The 19,016-nt window shown below is 61.2% G+C and carries 10 protein-coding genes; 2 read left to right on the plus strand and 8 right to left on the minus strand.

Annotation, left to right across the window (positions count from 1 at the left end):
• Positions 1-47 precede the first annotated feature (47 nt).
• Both treS and glgB read left to right on the plus strand, forming a co-directional pair.
• Positions 48-3,389 carry a maltose alpha-D-glucosyltransferase gene (gene treS, locus J4E42_RS00360; RefSeq protein ID WP_207284275.1) on the plus strand — a complete coding sequence of 1,114 codons (3,342 nt, stop codon included), beginning with the start codon at positions 48-50 and terminating at the stop codon, positions 3,387-3,389.
• Between the two features lie 2 nt (positions 3,390-3,391).
• Positions 3,392-5,623 carry a 1,4-alpha-glucan branching protein GlgB gene (gene glgB, locus J4E42_RS00365; protein WP_207284276.1) on the plus strand — a complete coding sequence of 744 codons (2,232 nt, stop codon included), beginning with the start codon at positions 3,392-3,394 and terminating at the stop codon, positions 5,621-5,623.
• Between the two features lie 144 nt (positions 5,624-5,767).
• On the opposite strand, the gene J4E42_RS00370 is transcribed toward glgB, so the two are convergent.
• From J4E42_RS00370 to treZ, 8 genes are all read right to left on the minus strand, one after another.
• Positions 5,768-6,835, minus strand: coding sequence for an autotransporter outer membrane beta-barrel domain-containing protein (locus J4E42_RS00370; protein ID WP_207284277.1), 1,068 nt, complete (start codon positions 6,833-6,835; stop codon positions 5,768-5,770).
• A 417-nt stretch (positions 6,836-7,252) separates the two neighbouring features.
• Positions 7,253-8,053, minus strand: coding sequence for an endonuclease/exonuclease/phosphatase family protein (locus J4E42_RS00375; protein ID WP_008041048.1), 801 nt, complete (start codon positions 8,051-8,053; stop codon positions 7,253-7,255).
• Positions 8,054-8,713: 660 nt separating this feature from the next.
• On the minus strand, positions 8,714-9,472 hold the full coding sequence (locus J4E42_RS00380) for a PIG-L deacetylase family protein (RefSeq protein ID WP_192227257.1): 759 nt from the start codon (positions 9,470-9,472) through the stop codon (positions 8,714-8,716).
• A gap of 215 nt (positions 9,473-9,687) precedes the next feature.
• Complete coding sequence (gene glgX / locus J4E42_RS00385; RefSeq protein WP_207284278.1) at positions 9,688-11,847, minus strand: glycogen debranching protein GlgX; 2,160 nt, start codon at positions 11,845-11,847, stop codon at positions 9,688-9,690.
• 199 nt (positions 11,848-12,046) lie between these two features.
• Complete coding sequence (locus J4E42_RS00390; protein WP_207284279.1) at positions 12,047-12,373, minus strand: DUF2934 domain-containing protein; 327 nt, start codon at positions 12,371-12,373, stop codon at positions 12,047-12,049.
• Positions 12,374-12,375: 2 nt separating this feature from the next.
• Entirely contained in the window at positions 12,376-15,147 is a 2,772-nt protein-coding gene (locus J4E42_RS00395) for a malto-oligosyltrehalose synthase (RefSeq protein ID WP_207284280.1), read from the minus strand.
• Complete coding sequence (malQ, locus tag J4E42_RS00400) at positions 15,144-17,222, minus strand: 4-alpha-glucanotransferase (protein ID WP_207284281.1); 2,079 nt, start codon at positions 17,220-17,222, stop codon at positions 15,144-15,146. Before malQ ends, J4E42_RS00395 begins: the two co-directional genes overlap by 4 nt.
• Positions 17,219-19,015, minus strand: a complete 1,797-nt coding sequence (gene treZ / locus J4E42_RS00405) for a malto-oligosyltrehalose trehalohydrolase (RefSeq protein ID WP_207284282.1) — start codon at positions 19,013-19,015, stop codon at positions 17,219-17,221. Before treZ ends, malQ begins: the two co-directional genes overlap by 4 nt.
• Between the last annotated feature and the right edge of the window lies 1 nt (position 19,016).

Consider the following 19,016-nt stretch of genomic DNA (forward strand, 5'->3'; position numbering starts at 1 on the left):
GACTGTGTACGGCCCAGCGACCTTCTCGAACTCAACAGGAGTTTCAAATGGCGAAGAAACCCAAGGCAGCCACGTTTATCAAGGACCCGCTCTGGTACAAGGATGCGGTGATCTACCAGGTTCACGTAAAGTCTTTTTTCGACTCCAACAACGACGGGATCGGCGACTTTCCCGGCCTTATCGCCAAACTCGATTACATTGCCGACCTCGGCGTCAACACCATCTGGCTTCTGCCGTTTTACCCGTCGCCACGACGCGATGACGGTTACGACATTGCCGAATACCGCGGCGTGCACGCCGATTACGGCACCATGGCCGACGCCAAACGCTTTATCTCTGAAGCGCACAAACGTGGCTTGCGGGTGATTACCGAACTGGTCATCAACCACACCTCGGACCAGCACGCGTGGTTCCAGCGTGCGCGCAAAGCCAAGCCTGGCTCGGCCGCGCGGGACTTTTATGTCTGGTCCGATGACGATCAAAAATACGACGGCACCCGCATCATTTTTCTCGACACCGAGAAATCCAACTGGACCTGGGACCCGGTCGCCGGTCAGTATTTCTGGCACCGCTTCTATTCCCACCAGCCGGACCTGAACTTCGATAACCCGCAGGTCATGAAAGCCGTGCTCTCGGTGATGCGCTATTGGCTGGACATGGGCATCGACGGTTTGCGTCTGGATGCGATTCCGTACCTCATCGAGCGCGACGGCACCAATAACGAAAACCTGCCCGAGACCCACGATGTCCTCAAGCAGATCCGCGCCGAAATCGACGCCAATTATCCCGACCGCATGCTGCTGGCCGAGGCCAACCAATGGCCGGAAGACACCCAGTTGTACTTCGGCGACACCGATACAAAAGGCCTGAACGGCGACGAATGCCACATGGCCTTTCACTTCCCGTTGATGCCGCGGATGTACATGGCGCTGGCCCAGGAAGACCGTTTCCCGATCACCGACATTCTGCGTCAAACCCCGGAAATCCCGGCCAACTGTCAGTGGGCGATTTTCCTGCGCAACCACGATGAGCTGACCCTGGAAATGGTCACCGACAAGGAGCGCGATTACCTGTGGAATTACTACGCCGCCGACCGTCGCGCGCGGATCAACCTGGGGATTCGCCGTCGCCTCGCGCCGCTGATGGAGCGTGATCGTCGTCGCGTGGAATTGCTCAATAGCCTGTTGCTGTCGATGCCCGGCACACCGACGCTGTATTACGGCGATGAAATCGGCATGGGCGACAACATCTACCTCGGCGACCGCGATGGCGTGCGCACCCCGATGCAATGGTCGATCGACCGTAACGGCGGGTTCTCCCGCGCCGACCCGGCGAGCCTGGTGCTGCCGCCGATCATGGACCCGCAATACGGCTACCTGTCGGTCAACGTCGAAACCCAGGCCGGCGACCCGCATTCGCTGCTGAACTGGACCCGCCGCATGCTCGCGGTGCGCAAGCAGTCCAAGGCCTTCGGCCGTGGCACCCTGAAAATGCTGTCGCCGAGCAACCGCCGGATTCTGGCCTACACCCGTGAATTCACCGGGGCCGACGGCAAGCACGAAATCATCCTGTGCGTAGCCAACGTGTCCCGCAGCGCGCAAGCGGCAGAGCTCGACCTGTCGGCCTACGTCGGCATGGTGCCGGTGGAGATGCTCGGCGGGAATGCGTTCCCACCGATTGGTCAGCTGAATTTTCTCCTGACCCTGGCACCGTACGGTTTCTATTGGTTCGTGCTGGCAGCAGAAAACCAGATGCCGAGCTGGCACGTCGAGCCGGCGCAAAGCCTGCCGGATTTCACCACGCTGGTGTTGAAAAAACGCATGGAAGAACTGCTCGAAGCGCCGTCCCGTGACACGCTGGAGCAGAGCATCTTGCCGAGCTGGTTGCAGAACCGGCGTTGGTTCGCCGGCAAGGACGCTGCCATCGACAAGGTCAACCTGGCCTACGGCGTGCGTTTTGGAGATGCGCAGCATCCGGTGCTGTTGAGTGAAATCGAAGTCACCAGCGGCGACCAGACCAGTCGTTACCAGTTGCCGTTCGGCTTCATTGCGGACGATCAGGTCGGGCCGGCATTGCCGCAGCAACTGGCGTTGTCGCGCGTGCGACGCGGACCGCAGGTGGGTTTGATCACCGACGCCTTCAGCCTCGAACACTTCATCCGCGCCGTGCTGTCAGCCATGCAGGACAACACGGTGTTGCCTTCCGATGGCGGCGAAATCCGTTTCGAGCCGACTGCCGCACTGGCCGGCCTGGGGCTGACGGCGGATTCGGAAGTGCGTTACCTGTCCGCCGAGCAGTCCAACAGTTCGGTGGTAGTGGGCAAAACCATGGTGCTGAAGCTGATCCGCAAGATCGCCTCGGGCGTGCACCCGGAACTGGAAATGAGCGCGTACCTGACCAACGCAGGCTTTGCCAATATCTCGCCGCTGCTGGGTTCGGTGGTTCGCCGCGACGCCAAGGGCGAAGACAATCTGCTGATGATCGCCCAAGGCTATTTGAGCAATCAGGGCGATGCGTGGGAATGGACGCAGAACAACCTCGAACGGGCGCTGCGCGATGAACTGGCCGACGCCATGTCCGAGCAGGAGCAGCATTACAACGCCCTCGGCGAATTGAAAGACTTCGCCGCTATGCTCGGTCAGCGCCTGGGTGAAATGCACCTGGTGCTGGCGGCGTCTACCGACGACCCGGACTTCGCCCCGCAAGTCACCACGCAAAAAGACGCCCTGGCCTCGACCAAGGATGTCGCGGCGCAACTGGAGCACGCGCTGAAGTTGCTCAAGCAGCATCAAAGCGAACTGAGCCCGGCGGACAAAACCCTGGTCAGCCGTTTACTGGACAACAAAAAAGCCATCCTCGCCCACGTCCAGGAACTGGGTAAAAAAGCGGTCGGTGGTCTGCGGATTCGCGTCCACGGCGACTTGCATCTCGGGCAGGTGCTGGTGATCAAGGGTGATGCGTACCTGATCGACTTCGAAGGCGAACCGGCACGGCCACTGGCCGAACGTCGCGGCAAACACAGCCCCTATAAAGATGTCAGCGGCGTGTTGCGTTCCTTCGACTACGCTGCGGCGATGACGATCAACGTGCACAACGCTGATCACACCGCCGATGTGCAGGCGGCTCGCCAGCGCGTTGCCGATCGCTATTTAAGTGAAGCGCGACAGGCATTTGTCGACGCTTATCGGCTGGCGGCAGCTAGTCTTGCTCATGCGTGGCAAGATCCGGAAGGCGAGGACGCCGCGCTGGCGTTGTTCGGTCTGGAAAAAGCGGCGTATGAGGTGGCCTATGAGGCAGAGAATCGGCCCACCTGGTTGCCCGTGCCGTTGCACGGTTTATATGGATTATTGAGTGGGCTTAAACCCTTTTCCGATCTTGGTGGAGAGTAGTCATGAGTTTCTCGAACAAGGAACAGGGTCACGCTAGAGAGGCGTTACTGCCCAGATCCCGGGACATCGATGCGCTGGTACGCGCTGAACATCACGACCCCTTTGCAATCCTCGGCCCCCATGGCGATGGTGCTGGCGGGCAATTCATAAGAGCTTATCTGCCTGACGCGCTGAGCGTGCAGGTGCTGGCCAAGGACTCCGGCGAAGAACTCGGCAGCCTTGAAGCCACCCAGACGCCGGGGTTGTTTGTCGGGCATTTCGAGCACGCGCAGCCGTACGTGCTGCGCACCCGTTGGGCCGGCGGCGAACAGGTGTCCGAGGACCCTTACAGCTTTGGCCCGTTGCTCGGTGAAATGGACTTGTACCTGTTCGCCGAGGGCAATCACCGCGACTTGAGCAGTTGCCTCGGTGCGCAGCTGAAAAACGTCGACGGCGTCGACGGCGTGCGTTTTGCCGTGTGGGCACCCAACGCCAGACGGGTGTCGGTGGTCGGCGATTTCAATAACTGGGATGGCCGCCGGCACCCGATGCGCTCGCGTCACCCGACCGGCGTCTGGGAAGTGTTCATCCCGCGCATGCAGGCAGGCGAGGCTTACAAATACGAGATCCTCGGTGCCCACGGCATTCTGCCGCTCAAGGCCGATCCGATGGCCCTGGCCACCGCGCTGCCACCGGACACCGCGTCGAAAGTCGCCTCACCCCTGAGCATCGAGTGGCAGGATCATGCGTGGATGCAGGCACGCGTCGAGCGTTCACGCCCGAGCGCGCCGCTGTCGATCTACGAATTGCACGCTGGCTCCTGGCAGTGCGAACTGGACGATCTGGGCGAAGTCGCGCGCCAGTACACCTGGCACGAACTGGGTGAACGGTTGATCCCGTACGTCAAGGATCTGGGCTTCACCCACATCGAGCTGATGCCGATCATGGAGCACCCGTTCGGCGGTTCGTGGGGCTATCAACTGCTCTCGCAATTTGCCCCGAGCGCACGCTACGGTTCACCGGATGACTTCGCCGCGTTCGTCAACGCCTGTCACCTGGCCGACATCGGCGTCATCCTCGATTGGGTGCCGGCGCATTTCCCGACCGATGTCCACGGCCTGGCGCAATTCGACGGCACCGCGCTGTACGAATACGGCAACCCGCTGGAAGGTTTCCACCAGGATTGGGACACGCTGATCTACAACCTCGGACGCACCGAAGTGCACGGCTACATGCTGGCGTCGGGGTTGCACTGGCTCAAGCATTTCCATGTCGATGGCCTGCGCGTCGATGCGGTGGCGTCGATGCTGTATCGCGATTACTCGCGCAAGGCTGGCGAATGGGTGCCGAACCGTCACGGCGGGCGGGAGAACCTTGAAGCGATCGACTTCCTGCGCCACCTCAACGACGTGGTCAACCTCGAAGCCCCTGGCGCACTGGTGATCGCCGAAGAATCCACCGCGTGGCCAGGCGTGAGCCAGAGCACGCAACAGGGCGGCCTGGGTTTCGATTACAAATGGAACATGGGCTGGATGCACGATTCGCTGCATTACATCCAGCAGGATCCGGTGTACCGCGCGCATCATCACAACGAACTGAGTTTCGGCCTGGTATACGCCTGGTCCGAGCGCTTCATCCTGCCGATCTCCCACGACGAAGTGGTCCACGGCAAACACTCGCTGATCGACAAGATGCCCAGCGACCGCTGGCAGAAATTCGCCAACCTGCGTGCGTACCTGAGCTTCATGTGGGCGCATCCGGGCAAGAAGCTGTTGTTCATGGGCTGCGAGTTTGGCCAGTGGCGCGAGTGGGATCATGATCAGCAGCTGGATTGGTACTTGCTGCAGTACCCGGAACACCAAGGTGTGAAGACATTGGTCGGTGACCTGAATCGGCTATACCGTGAAGAGCCGGCGCTGCATGAGCAGGACGACGTGCCGCAAGGGTTCCAGTGGCTGATTGGCGATGACGCGATCAACAGCGTTTACGCGTTCCTGCGCTGGAGCAAGGACGGTCGGCCGTTGCTGGTGGTGGCCAACTTTACGCCGGTGCCGCGTCAGGCATATCGCATTGGCGTGCCGTTTGCGGGGCGCTGGACTGAGGTGATCAACAGTGATGCGGCGACGTATGCCGGGTCGAATTACGGGAACAGCGGCGGGGCGTCTACCGAGGAAGAGGCGAGCCATGGGCAGGCGCTTTCGCTGGTGCTGAATTTGCCGCCGTTGGCGGTGTTGATGTTGCGGCCGGAGGGGTGATCTGAAACCGCGTCGCTGCCATTCGCCGGCAAGCCGGTCTCGCTCCCACAGGGGTCACGCTGTACCTGTGGGAGCAGCGGTGCGACGACCCGACTTGCCCGCGATGGTGTCAGCCGGGACAACGCATTTCTTGAAAACCGACGCTCACCAACGCATCCGCACACCCAAACTGCCAATCAGCCCATTCAAATCATTTTCATCCACACTGCTGCTGTAATCCGCGCTGACATACAGGCTCACGGCGGGAGTCACTCTGGCCACCAGGCCCAAACCCACTTCGACTGTCGATGAATAGCGGCTGGTGCTGATCTTGTCGACTTGATCCAGGGTCACGGTATTGCCGGTGTACACCGTGTGCCACAAGTTGGTCCGCACATACGGTTCGACCCCGAGGCCGTTGATGTCGTAGCTACCTTTCAACCGTGCACCGACCCGACCGCTCCAGGATGTCAGGTCGCTGGAGGACGCATTGCCGGAACCGGCGTACGGGGTGTCCAGGGTGATGCGCTGATTGATCAACTGAGCCTGGGGTTCGACCACCCAGTTGTCGCCCAGGCCAATCGGAAAGCCGCCTTCCACCGAGAAGGTGACTGCGCTGCCTTCGGCGGCTTGTCGGGCCCCCTGTTCATTACGACTGAAACCGTTGACCCGACCGCCACTGGCCGTCAAGTCGACGTGCCAGCCCTGTGGGCCGGTCAGGCTCCAGTAGGCGCCGAGGCTCTGGCCTTGCAGGTTGAGGGTGTCGGTGTTGGGGTCGGCAAGGGCGCGACTGGTCAGCAGGCCGTTGCTGTTGCCTTGAAACTGGCTCATCCCGCCGATCAGCCCGACCTGCTGGGTATGGCCGCTACCGCTTTGCAGGGTGAGGATCGCCGGGCCTTTGAATTCGTTGGCGCCAGGAATGCTGAATCCCTGGGACAGATAATCGGTTTGTGCCTGACGCGATACCTGTCCATAGAGCTGATCCCAGGCCGAGGGCGCAGCGTCTTCGATGGTCAGGTGTGAACTTCGCAGATCAGGGTTGGCGCTGAAGCGGCCGGGGTAGTTGGTAGCGAGCGAGGGCAAGGTGAGCACCGGGACCTCCTGGTCATACCAGGGGGTTGTTTCTTCCTCGGCAGGCGAGGCCTGCACTTCCATGGATGAACACAGCAAGAGTGAACTCGACACTGTGCAAAAAGTAACTTTGATCTCTTGTGGGGTGAATGAAGTTTTCATGGAGGTCTACCTTGCAGTCGCATGTGGTATCTCGCTCTGGCGTCTCTCCTACCCCTGATTGAGGGGCGACCGAATGGACTGGGGCAAGCCGCTGGCGGCCCGTTTTGACGGGTGTCTGGGGGTTGCTCCGGGTGGTACTTCCGGGGGTAGTAACGTCAAGTCAAGAAGACCGATGGCGTCGCGTCAAGAAAATGAACGATAAGCGGTATGTCTAATTTAGACGTTGCAACTGATTGTTTTTTGGCGCTTATCTAAGTTCTTGTTTGTACGAAAAATCATCGTGAAAGTATTGTTCCAGAGGCGTTTGAGCAGCCGACGGTCGGTAAGAAAGTCGATGTGAGCGGCGAGATTCACGGTCGCATCCCTTAGAACATTACTGTCAATATCAATGATGCCTGACGGATCATGCCTGAAACACTAAAGACGCACTTCCACCGCCAACGGCAAATGATCCGACAGATGCGTCCACGGCTTGCTGCCCAATATCCGCGGCTCATGGCTGCTGGCATTGCGCAGATAGATCCGGTCCAGGCGCAGTAACGGAAACCGTGCTGGGTAGGTTTTTGCCGGGCGACCATGGTGGCGCTCGAAGGCTTCGTGCAGGTAGTCGTGGCGGGCGAGGGCGGCGTTGCCTTGTAGCTGCCAGTCGTTGAAGTCGCCGGCGATTATCACCGGTGCATCGTCGGGTAAAGACTCAAGCAGTTGGCAGAGTAACTGGAGCTGCAATTGACGATGACTTTCCAGCAGGCTCAGGTGTACGCAAATCGCGTGGACTTCGGCGTGGCCCGGTACGTCGAGCAGGCAATGCAACAGACCGCGGCGCTCGGGGCCGGTGATCGAGACGTCGAGGTTGCGGTATTCGCGGATCGGGTATTTTGACAGCAGCGCGTTACCGTGGTGACCGTTGGGGTAGACCGCATTGCGGCCGTAGGCGAAATCGCTCCACATGCTGTCGGCGAGGAACTCGTATTGCGAGGTCTGCGGCCAGTTGTTGAGGCGGGAAGAATGGCGTTCGTGTTCACCGACGACTTCCTGCAGGAACACCAGGTCGGCGGATGTACTGCGTACCGCTTCACGCAGTTCCGGGAGGATGAAGCGTCGGTTTAGCGCGGTGAAGCCCTTGTGGGTGTTGACCGTCAGTACTCTGAGTCGATTAATCGCCGGCGGCGTGTTCAATGGCGTCGATTCGACGGTCTGGCGCTTGGAATCACTGGTCACTTTGACTCCTCTGAATCAGGCTGGCTTATGTATGCGACTGATGCGGGGGCGGGCAGTTCAGTTTGAGCGGGCGCTGCGGTTCGACTTGCCGGCGATGGCGTCTTCAAGATTAGCGCAAGGTTCAAGGGCCTCATCGCCAGCAAGCCGGCTCCTACAGGGGTGGGGGTAAATTCAAACCTGTGATCGACACAACCTTGTAGGAGCTGGCTTGCCAGCGATGGCGCCCGCAAGATCAGTGCAAGGTTCAAGGGCCTCATCGCCAGCAAGCTGGCTCCTACAGGGGCGGGGGCAAATTCAAACCTGTGATCGACACAACCTTGTAGGAGCCGGCTTGCCGGCGATGGCGTCCGCAAGATTAGCGCAAGGTTCAAGGGCCTCATCGCCGGCAAGCTGGCTCCTACAGGGGTGGGGTCAACTTTAAACCTGTGATCGACACAACCTTGTAGGAGCTGGCTTGCCGGCGATGGCGTCCGCAAGATTAGTGCAAGGTTCGAGGGCCTCATCGCCAGCAAGCTGGCTCCTACAGGGGCGGGGGCAACTTTAAACCTGTGATCGACACAACCTTGTAGGAGCTGGCTTGCCGGCGATGGCTTCCGCAAGAATAGCGCACGGTTCAAGGGCCTTATCGCCAGCAAGCCGGCTCCTGCAGGGGGTGTTGGTTTAGACGAAGACGATTTCATAGGGCAACCGCATGCGTTCCAGCAGCACCCGGGGCAGCAGCGGGGCGATACCGATGGCGGGTTCGCCGTCGAGCTGGCTGGCGTAGGCGTGGGTGGCGTGGCTTTTGCGCGCAACGGTCCAGGTGTCGAGGCGAACCTTGCGGGCGCGGTGCCACGGGATCAGCCCTCGATCACGCGAGGGCCAATGCCACGCCCAGACGGGTACTTCGTTGAACGCTGCACCGACCGAGGCGGCGGCTTTGGCACTGGCGCGGCCGACGACGTCGTGGTCGACATTGCCGTCCTCGCTCCAGGTGCTGAACACCACATCACCAGGCCGCAAGTACCGCGCGATGAATTGAGTCAACTGAAGTTCACGCTCGGCCAGGGCGTTGTCGGTGAACCCACCGCGAATCCACTTCAGGCTGTGCATCGGCAAACCGAGGCGGCGCAAGGCTTCGACGCTTTCCTGGGGGCGAAACACGCTGAGGCGTTTCTCCGACCATTGCTGTGACCCCGGATGGCTGGCGCTGCCGTCGGTGATCGAGATCAATTGCAGGGGATGGCCCAGAGCGCTGAGTAATTGCAGCAGTCCGCCGCAGGTCACGACTTCATCGCCGGGATGCGGCGCGATCACCACGGCGCGGGCGCCGGGCGGGACCAGGGTCTGGGTGTTGATGACGGGAATGTTGTCGAGCTGAGGCGCGTTGTTCCAGATCTGTGCAGTAAGGCTGCTGTCGCTGATGGAAACGGATTTCATCGGGCTACGTCCTTGTTCTAATTGATAGCAATGTGCCGCTCTCCGAACCCTGGATTGCTGCGAGCAGAGTATTGCTCAAGTCACGCTATTCGTCGCGTCGATGTTCCCACCGGTGCATATTTTTCTCCGGACTGTGCCAGGTCGCGCAATTATCGCTGGAGTCGCTCCCGTATCCGGCCGCTGCCTGGCAATGTAAAAAAAACCGAAGTTTCATTTCACTCTTCTTCCTCACGCTGCAATTCGAACAGCAGCAGCGAACGGCCGGTGACCGAATATTCGTGGCCGAACTCGAAGCGCTCCTGACCGCGGATCGATGGCTGATTGGTGTCGACCATGCAGGTCCAGTACCTGCCATCCGGCACTTGCGGCAAGGTGAAGTTGACGATGTCGTGGTGCGCGTTGACCACCAGTAGCAAGGTGGCGTCACCGCCCTTGCGGCGAATCCCGGTTTCCTGGGCTCGGCCATCGAGCAACATGCCGAGGCATTTGCCGTGGGATTCCTCCCATTGTTCGGTGCTCATCTCGCTGCCATCCGGCGCCAGCCAGGTGACGTCCTTGACGCCGATGTCCTCGTTGTAATTACCCACCAGGAAGCGCCCGCGTCGCAGGATCGGGTAGGCCAGGCGCAACTTGATCAGGCGTTTGACGAACTTCAGCAACGCCTTGCCATCTTCGCTCAGGTCCCAATTGACCCAGCCGATTTCACTGTCCTGACAATAGGCATTGTTGTTGCCGTCCTGGGTGCGGGCGAACTCGTCACCGGCCACCAGCATCGGCGTGCCCTGGGACAGCAGCAGGGTGGCGAAGAAGTTGCGCATCTGCCGCTGGCGGAGCGCGTTGATCTCCGGGTCGTCAGTCGGGCCTTCGACGCCGTGGTTCCAGGACAGGTTGTTGTTGCTGCCGTCCTGGTTGTTCTCGTCGTTGGCTTCGTTGTGTTTTTCGTTGTACGACACCAGGTCGTTGAGGGTGAAGCCATCGTGAGCGGTGACGAAGTTCACCGATGCGTAGGGCCGCCGACCACGCTGATTGAACATTTCACCGGAGGCAGTCATCCGGCTGGCGAAGTCAGCGAGTTGGCCGTCGTCGCCTTTCCAGAACGCGCGCACGGTATCGCGGAATTTGTCGTTCCATTCGACCCAGCCCGGTGGAAAGCGACCGACCTGATAACCACCGGGACCAATGTCCCACGGCTCGGCAATCATTTTCACCTGGCGCAGTACAGGGTCCTGGCGGCAGGCAACGAGGAAGCTGTGACGTTCATCGAAACCGTCGTGGTAGCGCCCGAGAATGGTCGCCAGGTCGAAGCGGAACCCGTCCACGTGCATTTCCGACGCCCAGTAACGCAGGGAGTCGGTGACCATTTGCAGCACGCACGGGTGACTCAGGTCCAGGGTGTTGCCGGTGCCGGAATCGTTGATGTAGAAGCGCTTGTCGTCGGGCATCAAGCGGTAATACGAGGCGTTGTCGATGCCGCGCATCGACAGGGTCGGGCCCTGTTCGTTGCCCTCGGCGGTGTGGTTGTACACCACGTCGAGAATCACCTCCAGATTGGCTTCGTGCAGGTGCGCGACCATTTCCTTGAACTCGGCGATCTTGCCGCTGGCCAGGTAGCGCGGGTCCGGGGCGAAAAACGCGATGCTGTTGTAGCCCCAGTAATTGGTCATGCCTTTGTGCAACAAGTGCTGGTCATTCACGAACGCGTGAATCGGCAGCAATTCCACGGTCGACACGCCGAGCTTGCGGATGTGTTCCAGCATGTCATCGACCATCAACCCGGCGAAGGTGCCACGCACGTTCTCGGGGACAGACGGGTGACGCATGCTGAAGCCGCGCACGTGAGTTTCGTAAATGATCGTTTTGTCCCACGGCACGCTGACGCGGTGGTCGTGGCCCCAGGTGTGCGCCGGGTCGATCACCTTGCATTTCGGTACGAACGGCGCGCTGTCGCGTTCGTCAAAACTGAGGTCGGCGTCGGGGTGGCCGATGGTGTAGCCGAACAGCGCTTCGGACCACTTCAACTTGCCGACCAGTTGTTTGGCGTAGGGGTCGATCAACAGTTTGTTGTGATTGAAGCGATGCCCGTTGGCCGGGTCATACGGGCCATAAACACGGTAGCCGTAGATCAGCCCCGGATGGGCGTCGGGCAGGTAGCCGTGGTAGATCTCGTCGGTGTATTCCGGCAGTTCGATGCGCTCCAGTTCAACTTCGCCGGCGTCATCGAAGATGCACAGTTCGACCCTGGTCGCGTTGGCGGAGAACAAGGCGAAGTTGACCCCCAGACCATCCCAGGTGGCGCCCAGCGGGAAGGGCAGGCCTTCCCGGATTCGCGAAGCCTCGGCCTGAGGTTCTGGCGCGGCTTTTTTTGGACTGGTCATAGATGCTCCTGCAATTGGGGGGAATCCCCTGTAGGAGCGAGGCTTGCCCGCGAAGACGGCGTGTCAGTCGATTCGAATGTTGAATGACACACCGCCTTCGCGGGCAAGCCTCGCTCCTACAGGTTTATCGGGGGCGAACGCGCCCACGGTGGCGAGAGGTCGCTCGCCACAAGGTCAGTCAGGGCAATGCCGGGAAGCGTCAGACCGCAGGCGGTTTACGCGCTGCGCGAGGTTTCTTCTCGGTGGATTTTTCCCCGGGCGGGATCACCTTTGCCGCAGCGGCGGGTTTCGCCTTGGCTTTGGTTTTCGGCTCGCCAGCCTTGCCGTTGGCGGTTTTGCTGACGGCAGGCTTGGTGCCTGCCGCTTTGCTGCTGGCCGCCTTGGGCGATTTGCTGGGGGCCAGGGCTTCGGCTTCTGCCAGTTTTCGAGCCATCTCCCAGTGCCGGGCTTCATGGCCCTCGGGTTTTCCTTCCGATTCCCAGATCTGATAGGCAAATTCGCGGATGCGTTTATCGTCGGTACTCATCGCTATGCTCCTGAACTGAACTCAAAGTTTTGGATAAAGAGATTGACCGGGAAATCCCCCAGCGCGGCGCCAATCATCAGCTCCTTGTGTTCTGTGACTGCGACGCTGGAAAAAAGTCCCTTCAGATTTTCGGCAGGGGTGGTAAACGGTAATTTGACTCGCGTATCGCCCCACTGCAGCGCGCCGACATGGGGTATGGCACTGTTTTTCAGCAGGCCTGCACAGCGAATCGGGACGATCACGGTGGCCTGCTTCTGGTTGTACGAGCGCACAAATGCCAGCACCCGGTGTGCCTCGCAGCCGACCACTTCCAGCGCTTGATACGTCCCGCGTTGAAACAGCTCGGCCTGTTGGGCGCGCAGGCCTAATGTGCGCGCGATCAGGGTTTGTTTGATGCGTCCGTCACGCCAGTTGGCCAGCAGTTCCGGCAGTTCTGGCGAACGTTGCATGGTGTGTTGGCAACTCGCGTAATCCACCGGGCGACGGTTGTCCGGATCGACCAGCGAGAAGTCCCAGTACTCGTTCCCTTGGTAAAGGTCCGCAATGCCCGGCACGGTCATGCGCAGCAAGGTTTGCGCCAATCCGTTGAGTGCGCCGGATGCAGCGATGGACGTCACGGCTTTGCTCAGGGCTGCGCGCAGCAGCTCGGCTTCGGGACTTAGCAGCAGACGTTCGATGAACGCCTGGGTCGCACGTTCATACGCATCGTTCGGCGCGCTCCAGCTGCTTTGCAGCTTGGCTTCACGCAAGGCTTTCTGCTGCCACTGCCAGAGACGTTTGACGTAGTCCTCGAGCGCGGGCCGATCGTCGACGCGCAGTTCCAGCGGCCAACTGCCGAGAATCGTCTGATACAGAATCAATTCATCACCCGCCGACGGCATCGCATCGTCGGCGCGCACCGGCCGGGCCAGTGTCTGCCAGAGCGGCACCTGCTCGGCGAACCACGCGCTGCGCTCGCTCAACACCGCCAGCCTGGCGCGGGTGTCTTCGCCGCGTTTGTGGTCGTGGGTCGCGGTGGCCAGCAGGTTGTCGGGGAATTCTTCGAGACGATTGAGGCACGCGGCATGGAAGTCAGCCACCGGTGCACTGAATTGTTCCGTGTTGAACCCCACGTCATTACGCGACAGCAAAACCGCCGAGCGATAAAACGCGGTGTCCTCGACAGCCTTTGCCGCTGCCGGTGACGTCAACTGCTGAAAACGCACGCAGGCATGCTTGAGCATCTTGCGCGGGCGGCCCACCGGGCGTTTGCGCCAGGGTTCGCCGCCCAGCCATCGGGCCAGGCAATCGAGCACCGGCCAATCGGCTTCGCTGAGGTTTTGCCGCGCGCCGTCCATGGCTTGCTGAAAAAAACCATCGTCCTCAGCGGAACGCCCACAAGGGCTGATGTAGGTGCGATACACCGGGAAGTGCACGATCAGTTCCTGCAACGCCCGACGAATCGCGCCGAGGGTCAGGTCGCGGGTCATCACATCATCCCGGGCCACTTGCAGCAGCGCCTGGGCGACGCTTTCGAAGTCGCCGGCAAGCGAGCCGTTGATAATTTGCTGACGGGCCAGGTGTGCTTCCTGACGGAAATCGGCGGGCCGTTCGCTGTAGCGGTTCCACAATTCGCCGAGGGTTTTCTCACCAGCGGGATCATGTTGCAGCAAGGACACATGGTTCATGAATTCATAACCGGTGGTGCCATCCACCGACCAGTCACGGTGCAGGGTTTCACCTTCACCGAGAATCTTCTCGACGTAGATCGGCAGGTGTCGGCCCGGCGTCAGGCTGTCGACCCGGCGTCGCAGTTTGCGGCAATAACCGCGTGGATCGGCGAGGCCATCGATGTGGTCGATGCGCAGGCCGTCGATCAGGCCCTCGGCGACCAGTTCGAAGATTTTTGCGTGAGTGGCTTCGAACACCGCCGGGCGCTCCACACGTAGACCGCCCAGTTCGTTGACATCGAAAAAGCGCCGCCAGTTGATGTCATCCGCCGCCGTGCGCCAACTGGCGAGGCGATAGCTTTGACGTTCCAGCAACTGGTGCAGGCGCTGGAAACCGTCCGGCGTGAGCGAATCGTAGGCTTGCAGGTTCTGCTCGATGACTTGAAGCAGGGCCGGGTCGCTGGCCAGTTCGCGCAGCTCGTCTTTCAACGGTTTGGCCAGGCGGTGGGCGTCAGTCTGGTAACTCAAGGTGCTGAAGCGGTCGGCCAGTGACTTGAATCGCTCGGTATCGTCTTTGAGCAATTCGCCGTAGTTCATCGGGCAAATCGGGAAGTGATGATCGTAGTGTTGGACGTAAAAAGCACCGTGCTGCGCATCGAAGCGCAAGGGCAGGGTGCCGTCCTGCAACGCCACGCCATAGTCGCTGCCGAGGAATGGCAGCAAGAGCTGACCCTCCATCAACGGATCGGGCGAATGCCATTGGATGTCGAAAAATTCGCCGTACGGGCTCAACCGGCCCCATTCCAGCAAGTCCAGCCACCAGGGATTATCGCCGCCACCGACGGCCATGTGGTTGGAGACAATGTCGAGGATCAGCCCCATGTTCTGCTCACGCAACGCGCTGACCAAACGGCGCAACGCCGCTTCGCCGCCCAGTTCCGGGTTGACCGTGGTGGGGTCCACCACGTCATAGCCGTGCATGGAACCTGCGCGTGCGCTCAGCAGCGGCGAGGCGTAGACATGGCTGATGCCGAGGCGGGCGAAATAGGACACCAGCGGCACCGCGTCGTCCAGCGTGAAGCCTTTATGAAACTGCAAACGCAGGGTCGCGCGTGGTTGATTCATCGGTCACGCTCGGCCGCCTGAAGCCGCGCGCAGGCAAGCAATTCCAGACGTCGGGCCGCGTCCAGGTCATCGAGCAGGGCTTCGCTGGCGCCGGGCAAGCGGCGCGACCAATTCGGATGGGTGTCGATGGTGCCGGGCAGGTTGGCCTGCTGTTCGATACCCAGGGCATCCTCCAGCGGCAGCAACACCAGCGGCGCGCGGGTATGGCCGAGGAAGCGAATGGCTGCGTCGAGTATCTGATCGGTCTCATGGGACTCTTCGCGGAAGTTCTGCGGGTCCTGGCTCAACGCCCGGCGCAGGCCTTCACGCTCGCGTTCGCGGTGACGGCGCCACTCGATTTCACCCGTGGCGTCGACCAGGCCCAATCGGGCATTCCAGTCGATATCGTGGCCATGCCACCAGCCGTTGAGCGTCGGTAAATCGTGGGTGCTGGTGGTGGCCAGTGCGTTGTCCGGCCAGTCGAGGATCGGCTTGAAGTGTGTGTTGTCCTGCTCGAACAGCAACACGCGCATGCCGAGTATTGAACGGGCGATGAGTTTTTCCCGCAGGCCGTCTTCCACCGTCCCGAGATCTTCGCCGAGAACGATGGCTTGATGCCGATGGGATTCCAGGGTCAGCAGGCGCAGCAGATCGTCCACCGGGTAATAAAGATAAGCGCCATCGGCGGGTGATGAGCCGTTGGGGATCACCCACAGCCGTTGCAATCCCATGACGTGATCGATGCGCAGGCCACCGGCATGGGCGAAGTTGGCCCGGAGCATTTCGATGAACGCACGAAATCCGTGACGCACCAGGCCTTCGGGCGAGAACGCGGAAATGCCCCAGCCCTGCCCGGTGCGATTGAGAATGTCCGGCGGCGCACCCACCGTCAGCGAAGCGAGCAATTCGTCCTGGCGACTCCAGGCCTGGCTGCCGCCGCCGTCGGCACCGACCGCGAGGTCAGCGATCAGGCCAATGCTCATGCCGCTGCCGCGCGCGGCGGCTTGTGCGCGCTCCAGGCAACGGGTAATCAACCACTGGCAGAAGGCGAAGAAGCCGATGCGCCCGGCGTTCTCTTCGGCAAATTCAGCCAGCGCAGCACTGCGCGGGTCGCGCCATTGCTCGGGCCACTCGCGCCAGTCGAGGTTTTCACCTTTGGCGGCACGGGCTTCCTGAATGGCTTCGAAACGGCAGTGGTTCTCCAGTGCTTCGCCAGCCGCGTGGCGGAAACTGCTGAAATCGGCGTGCAACGGGTGTTCGCCCTGGACAAAACCTTCGTACAACGCCTGCAACAGACGGTGCTTGGCGTCGGCCGCCACGGGCCAGTCAACCAGCGGCTGTTGTTCCAGATGCTTGAGCTCGGCGGCGAGCCCGGTGGCGTCAATCGCCGTGCGCATCGCTCGTTCGCCAAGGATCGCGCCGGGGGCTGCGTACAGGCTGTTGAGGAACAGGCGGCTGGACGGCGAATAAGGGCTATAGCGTTGGGTGTCGCTGCTGAACATCGCGTGCAGCGGACTGATCGCCAGCGCTTCGGCGCCACGCTCACCGGCGACGCGGGCCAGATCTTCCAGTGCCTGGGTGTCGCCAAAACCGCCATCGCCGGGACGGCGCAGCGAGTACAGCTGCACGCTCAGCCCCCAGGCGCGAGGGATCGGGCTGTCGACCGCATCGCTGACGCTGTAGCAGCGTGCTGGCGCCACGGCCAGCGTAAAGGATTGGCGGTCGATCGTGACGTGCTGATAACCGACAGGAATCAGGCCGGGCAACATCGCCTGGGCATCGAGTTTCAGGTTGAGCCGCGATCCGTCCTCAAGGTGGATCTCGCAGGGGGTCTGCGGCTCGAAATAATGTGCGAGGTTGAGGCCCACGCCAACGTCCGCGGTCAGCAGCGGCGGCAAATGCCGGGTTTGTTGCACTTGCTGCAATTCTTGCAGGCTGGCATCAATCTCCTGGGCGCTGCCGGCCGGATGGCCGAGCCCGGTCAGGACATTGCGTAACACCGATGGCGCGACTTTTTGTGGGCGGCCGTTGGCATCGATCCAGTCGACGGCCAGGCCAGCTCGGCTGGCCAGTATTTCCAATTGCGCATCGCTCATGGGCGCTCTCCATCCGGGGGTAGCAAAGGGGCTGCGGTCGTGAGGCTGACTAGCGCGCAATACGGGGCAAGGGTGCCCTGACTCAGCAGGTCGGCGGACTTCGGCGGGTGCTCGAACAACAACGAAGTGCCGGCCTGTGGGGAGTGGACCACCGGCTTGTCGCTGAGGTTCAGGTCTATGCGCAGCAGGCTGCCATCGCCCAGTTGCCAGCGTGCGCTCACCGCGCCCGGCGCCAGTACCTCGGCACCCAGCGGGTGTGCACCGGGCAGGCGCGCGATGATCTGCTCGTGGCGGATTTTCAGCAGTTGGCGATACAGCGTGTAAATGGCCGATGGCCCGCTCGCCGTCAGATTCGGCCGGGAGTCTTCGAAGGTCTGCTGCGCGTTCGGGTCGGGAATCTGTTCACGCCTGGCCGGATCGGCAAATGCGTCGAATGCAGAAAATTCGTTACGCCGACCTTCGCGAACGAGTTCCGCCAGTTCGCCGTGATGGCTGGTGAAAAACAGGAACGGTTGCTCGACGGCAAACTCGTCGCCCATGAACATCAGCGGGATCATCGGCGACAACAGCAACAATGCCGTCGCGGCTTTCAAGGCGTCGGGGTGGGCAAGTTGGTGCAGCCGTTCGCCGAATGCGCGATTGCCGATCTGGTCATGGTTCTGCAAGAACAGCACGAACGCCGTGGGCGGCAAATGACCGCTGGGCTCGCCGCGAGCTTCGCCGTGGCGGTTGGTGTGGCCCTGGAACACAAAGCCCTGGCTCAGGCAGCGCGCCAACTGTTCGGTAGGGTTGTCGGCATAGTCGGCGTAATAGGCCTCGGTTTCACCGGTCAGCAGCACGTGCAAGGCGTTGTGGCCGTCGTCGTTCCACTGCGCGTCGTAACCTTCCTGCAGCAAACTGGCCTGGTTGTGTTCGTTTTCGACTGTCAGCCACACGTGGCGCGCCGGGTCGATTTGCTGCCGGATGCGTTGCGCCAGTTCCTGTAGAAAGTCCGGGCTTTTGATCGCGTGCACCGCGTCGAAGCGCAAACCGTCAAAGCGGTATTCCAGCAACCACATCAACGCATTGTCGATAAAGAAGTCGCGCACCTCGCGTCGCCGGAAGTCGATGGCCGCGCCCCAAGGCGTGTGCTTGTCTTCATTGAAGAAGGCCTTGGCGTAGCGATGCAGGTAATTGCCGTCCGGGCCGAAGTGGTTGTAGACCACATCGAGCATCACCGCCAGACCATGGCCGTGGGCGCTGTCGATCAGGTGCTTGAGTTGCTCGGGCGTGCCATAGGACGCCTGGGGCGCGTAGGGCAGAACCCCGTCGTAGCCCCAATTGCGATCACCGGGGAACTGCGCCAGCGGCATCAGTTCGATGGCGGTAACGCCCAGCCCGGCAAGCCGCGCCAGGTGCTGCTCGACCTCGACGAAACCGCCGAGCGCACCGACGTGCAACTCGTAGATTACCGCCTCGTTCCAGGGCCGCCCAAGCCAGTCGCGGTGTCGCCAGGTGTAGGCGAGGGGATCGACCACCACGCTGTGCCGGTGAATGTCACCGGCCTGAGCGCGGGAGGCCGGGTCGGGCACCTCGAGTTCGCCATCAATGTTGTAGCGGTAACGCGTGCCCGCAGGACAGCGCGTCTTGATCACGAACCAGCCATCGGCCTGAGGCAGCAACGGCAAGGACTGTCCATCTTCCAGTTCGACACTGACAAAAAAAGCATCCGGCGCCCACAAGGCAAAACGCGTGTGCTCTGCGTCCAGCATGATTGCGCCGTGGGGCCAGGTCTCAAGGGTCCGTAACGGCATC

Source organism: Pseudomonas sp. FW300-N2A2 (genome assembly GCF_017351735.1).
Taxonomy (GTDB): Bacteria; Pseudomonadota; Gammaproteobacteria; order Pseudomonadales; family Pseudomonadaceae; genus Aquipseudomonas; species Aquipseudomonas migulae.

Coding starts and splice junctions, on each gene's coding strand:
- treS (WP_207284275.1), top strand. CDS start 48: ATGGCGAAGAAACCCAAGGCAGCCACGTTTATCAAGGACCCGCTCTGG.
- glgB (WP_207284276.1), top strand. CDS start 3,392: ATGAGTTTCTCGAACAAGGAACAGGGTCACGCTAGAGAGGCGTTACTG.
- J4E42_RS00370 (WP_207284277.1), bottom strand. CDS start 6,835: ATGAAAACTTCATTCACCCCACAAGAGATCAAAGTTACTTTTTGCACA.
- J4E42_RS00380 (WP_192227257.1), bottom strand. CDS start 9,472: ATGAAATCCGTTTCCATCAGCGACAGCAGCCTTACTGCACAGATCTGG.
- glgX (WP_207284278.1), bottom strand. CDS start 11,847: ATGACCAGTCCAAAAAAAGCCGCGCCAGAACCTCAGGCCGAGGCTTCG.
- J4E42_RS00390 (WP_207284279.1), bottom strand. CDS start 12,373: ATGAGTACCGACGATAAACGCATCCGCGAATTTGCCTATCAGATCTGG.
- J4E42_RS00395 (WP_207284280.1), bottom strand. CDS start 15,147: ATGAATCAACCACGCGCGACCCTGCGTTTGCAGTTTCATAAAGGCTTC.
- malQ (WP_207284281.1), bottom strand. CDS start 17,222: ATGAGCGATGCGCAATTGGAAATACTGGCCAGCCGAGCTGGCCTGGCC.
- treZ (WP_207284282.1), bottom strand. CDS start 19,015: ATGCCGTTACGGACCCTTGAGACCTGGCCCCACGGCGCAATCATGCTG.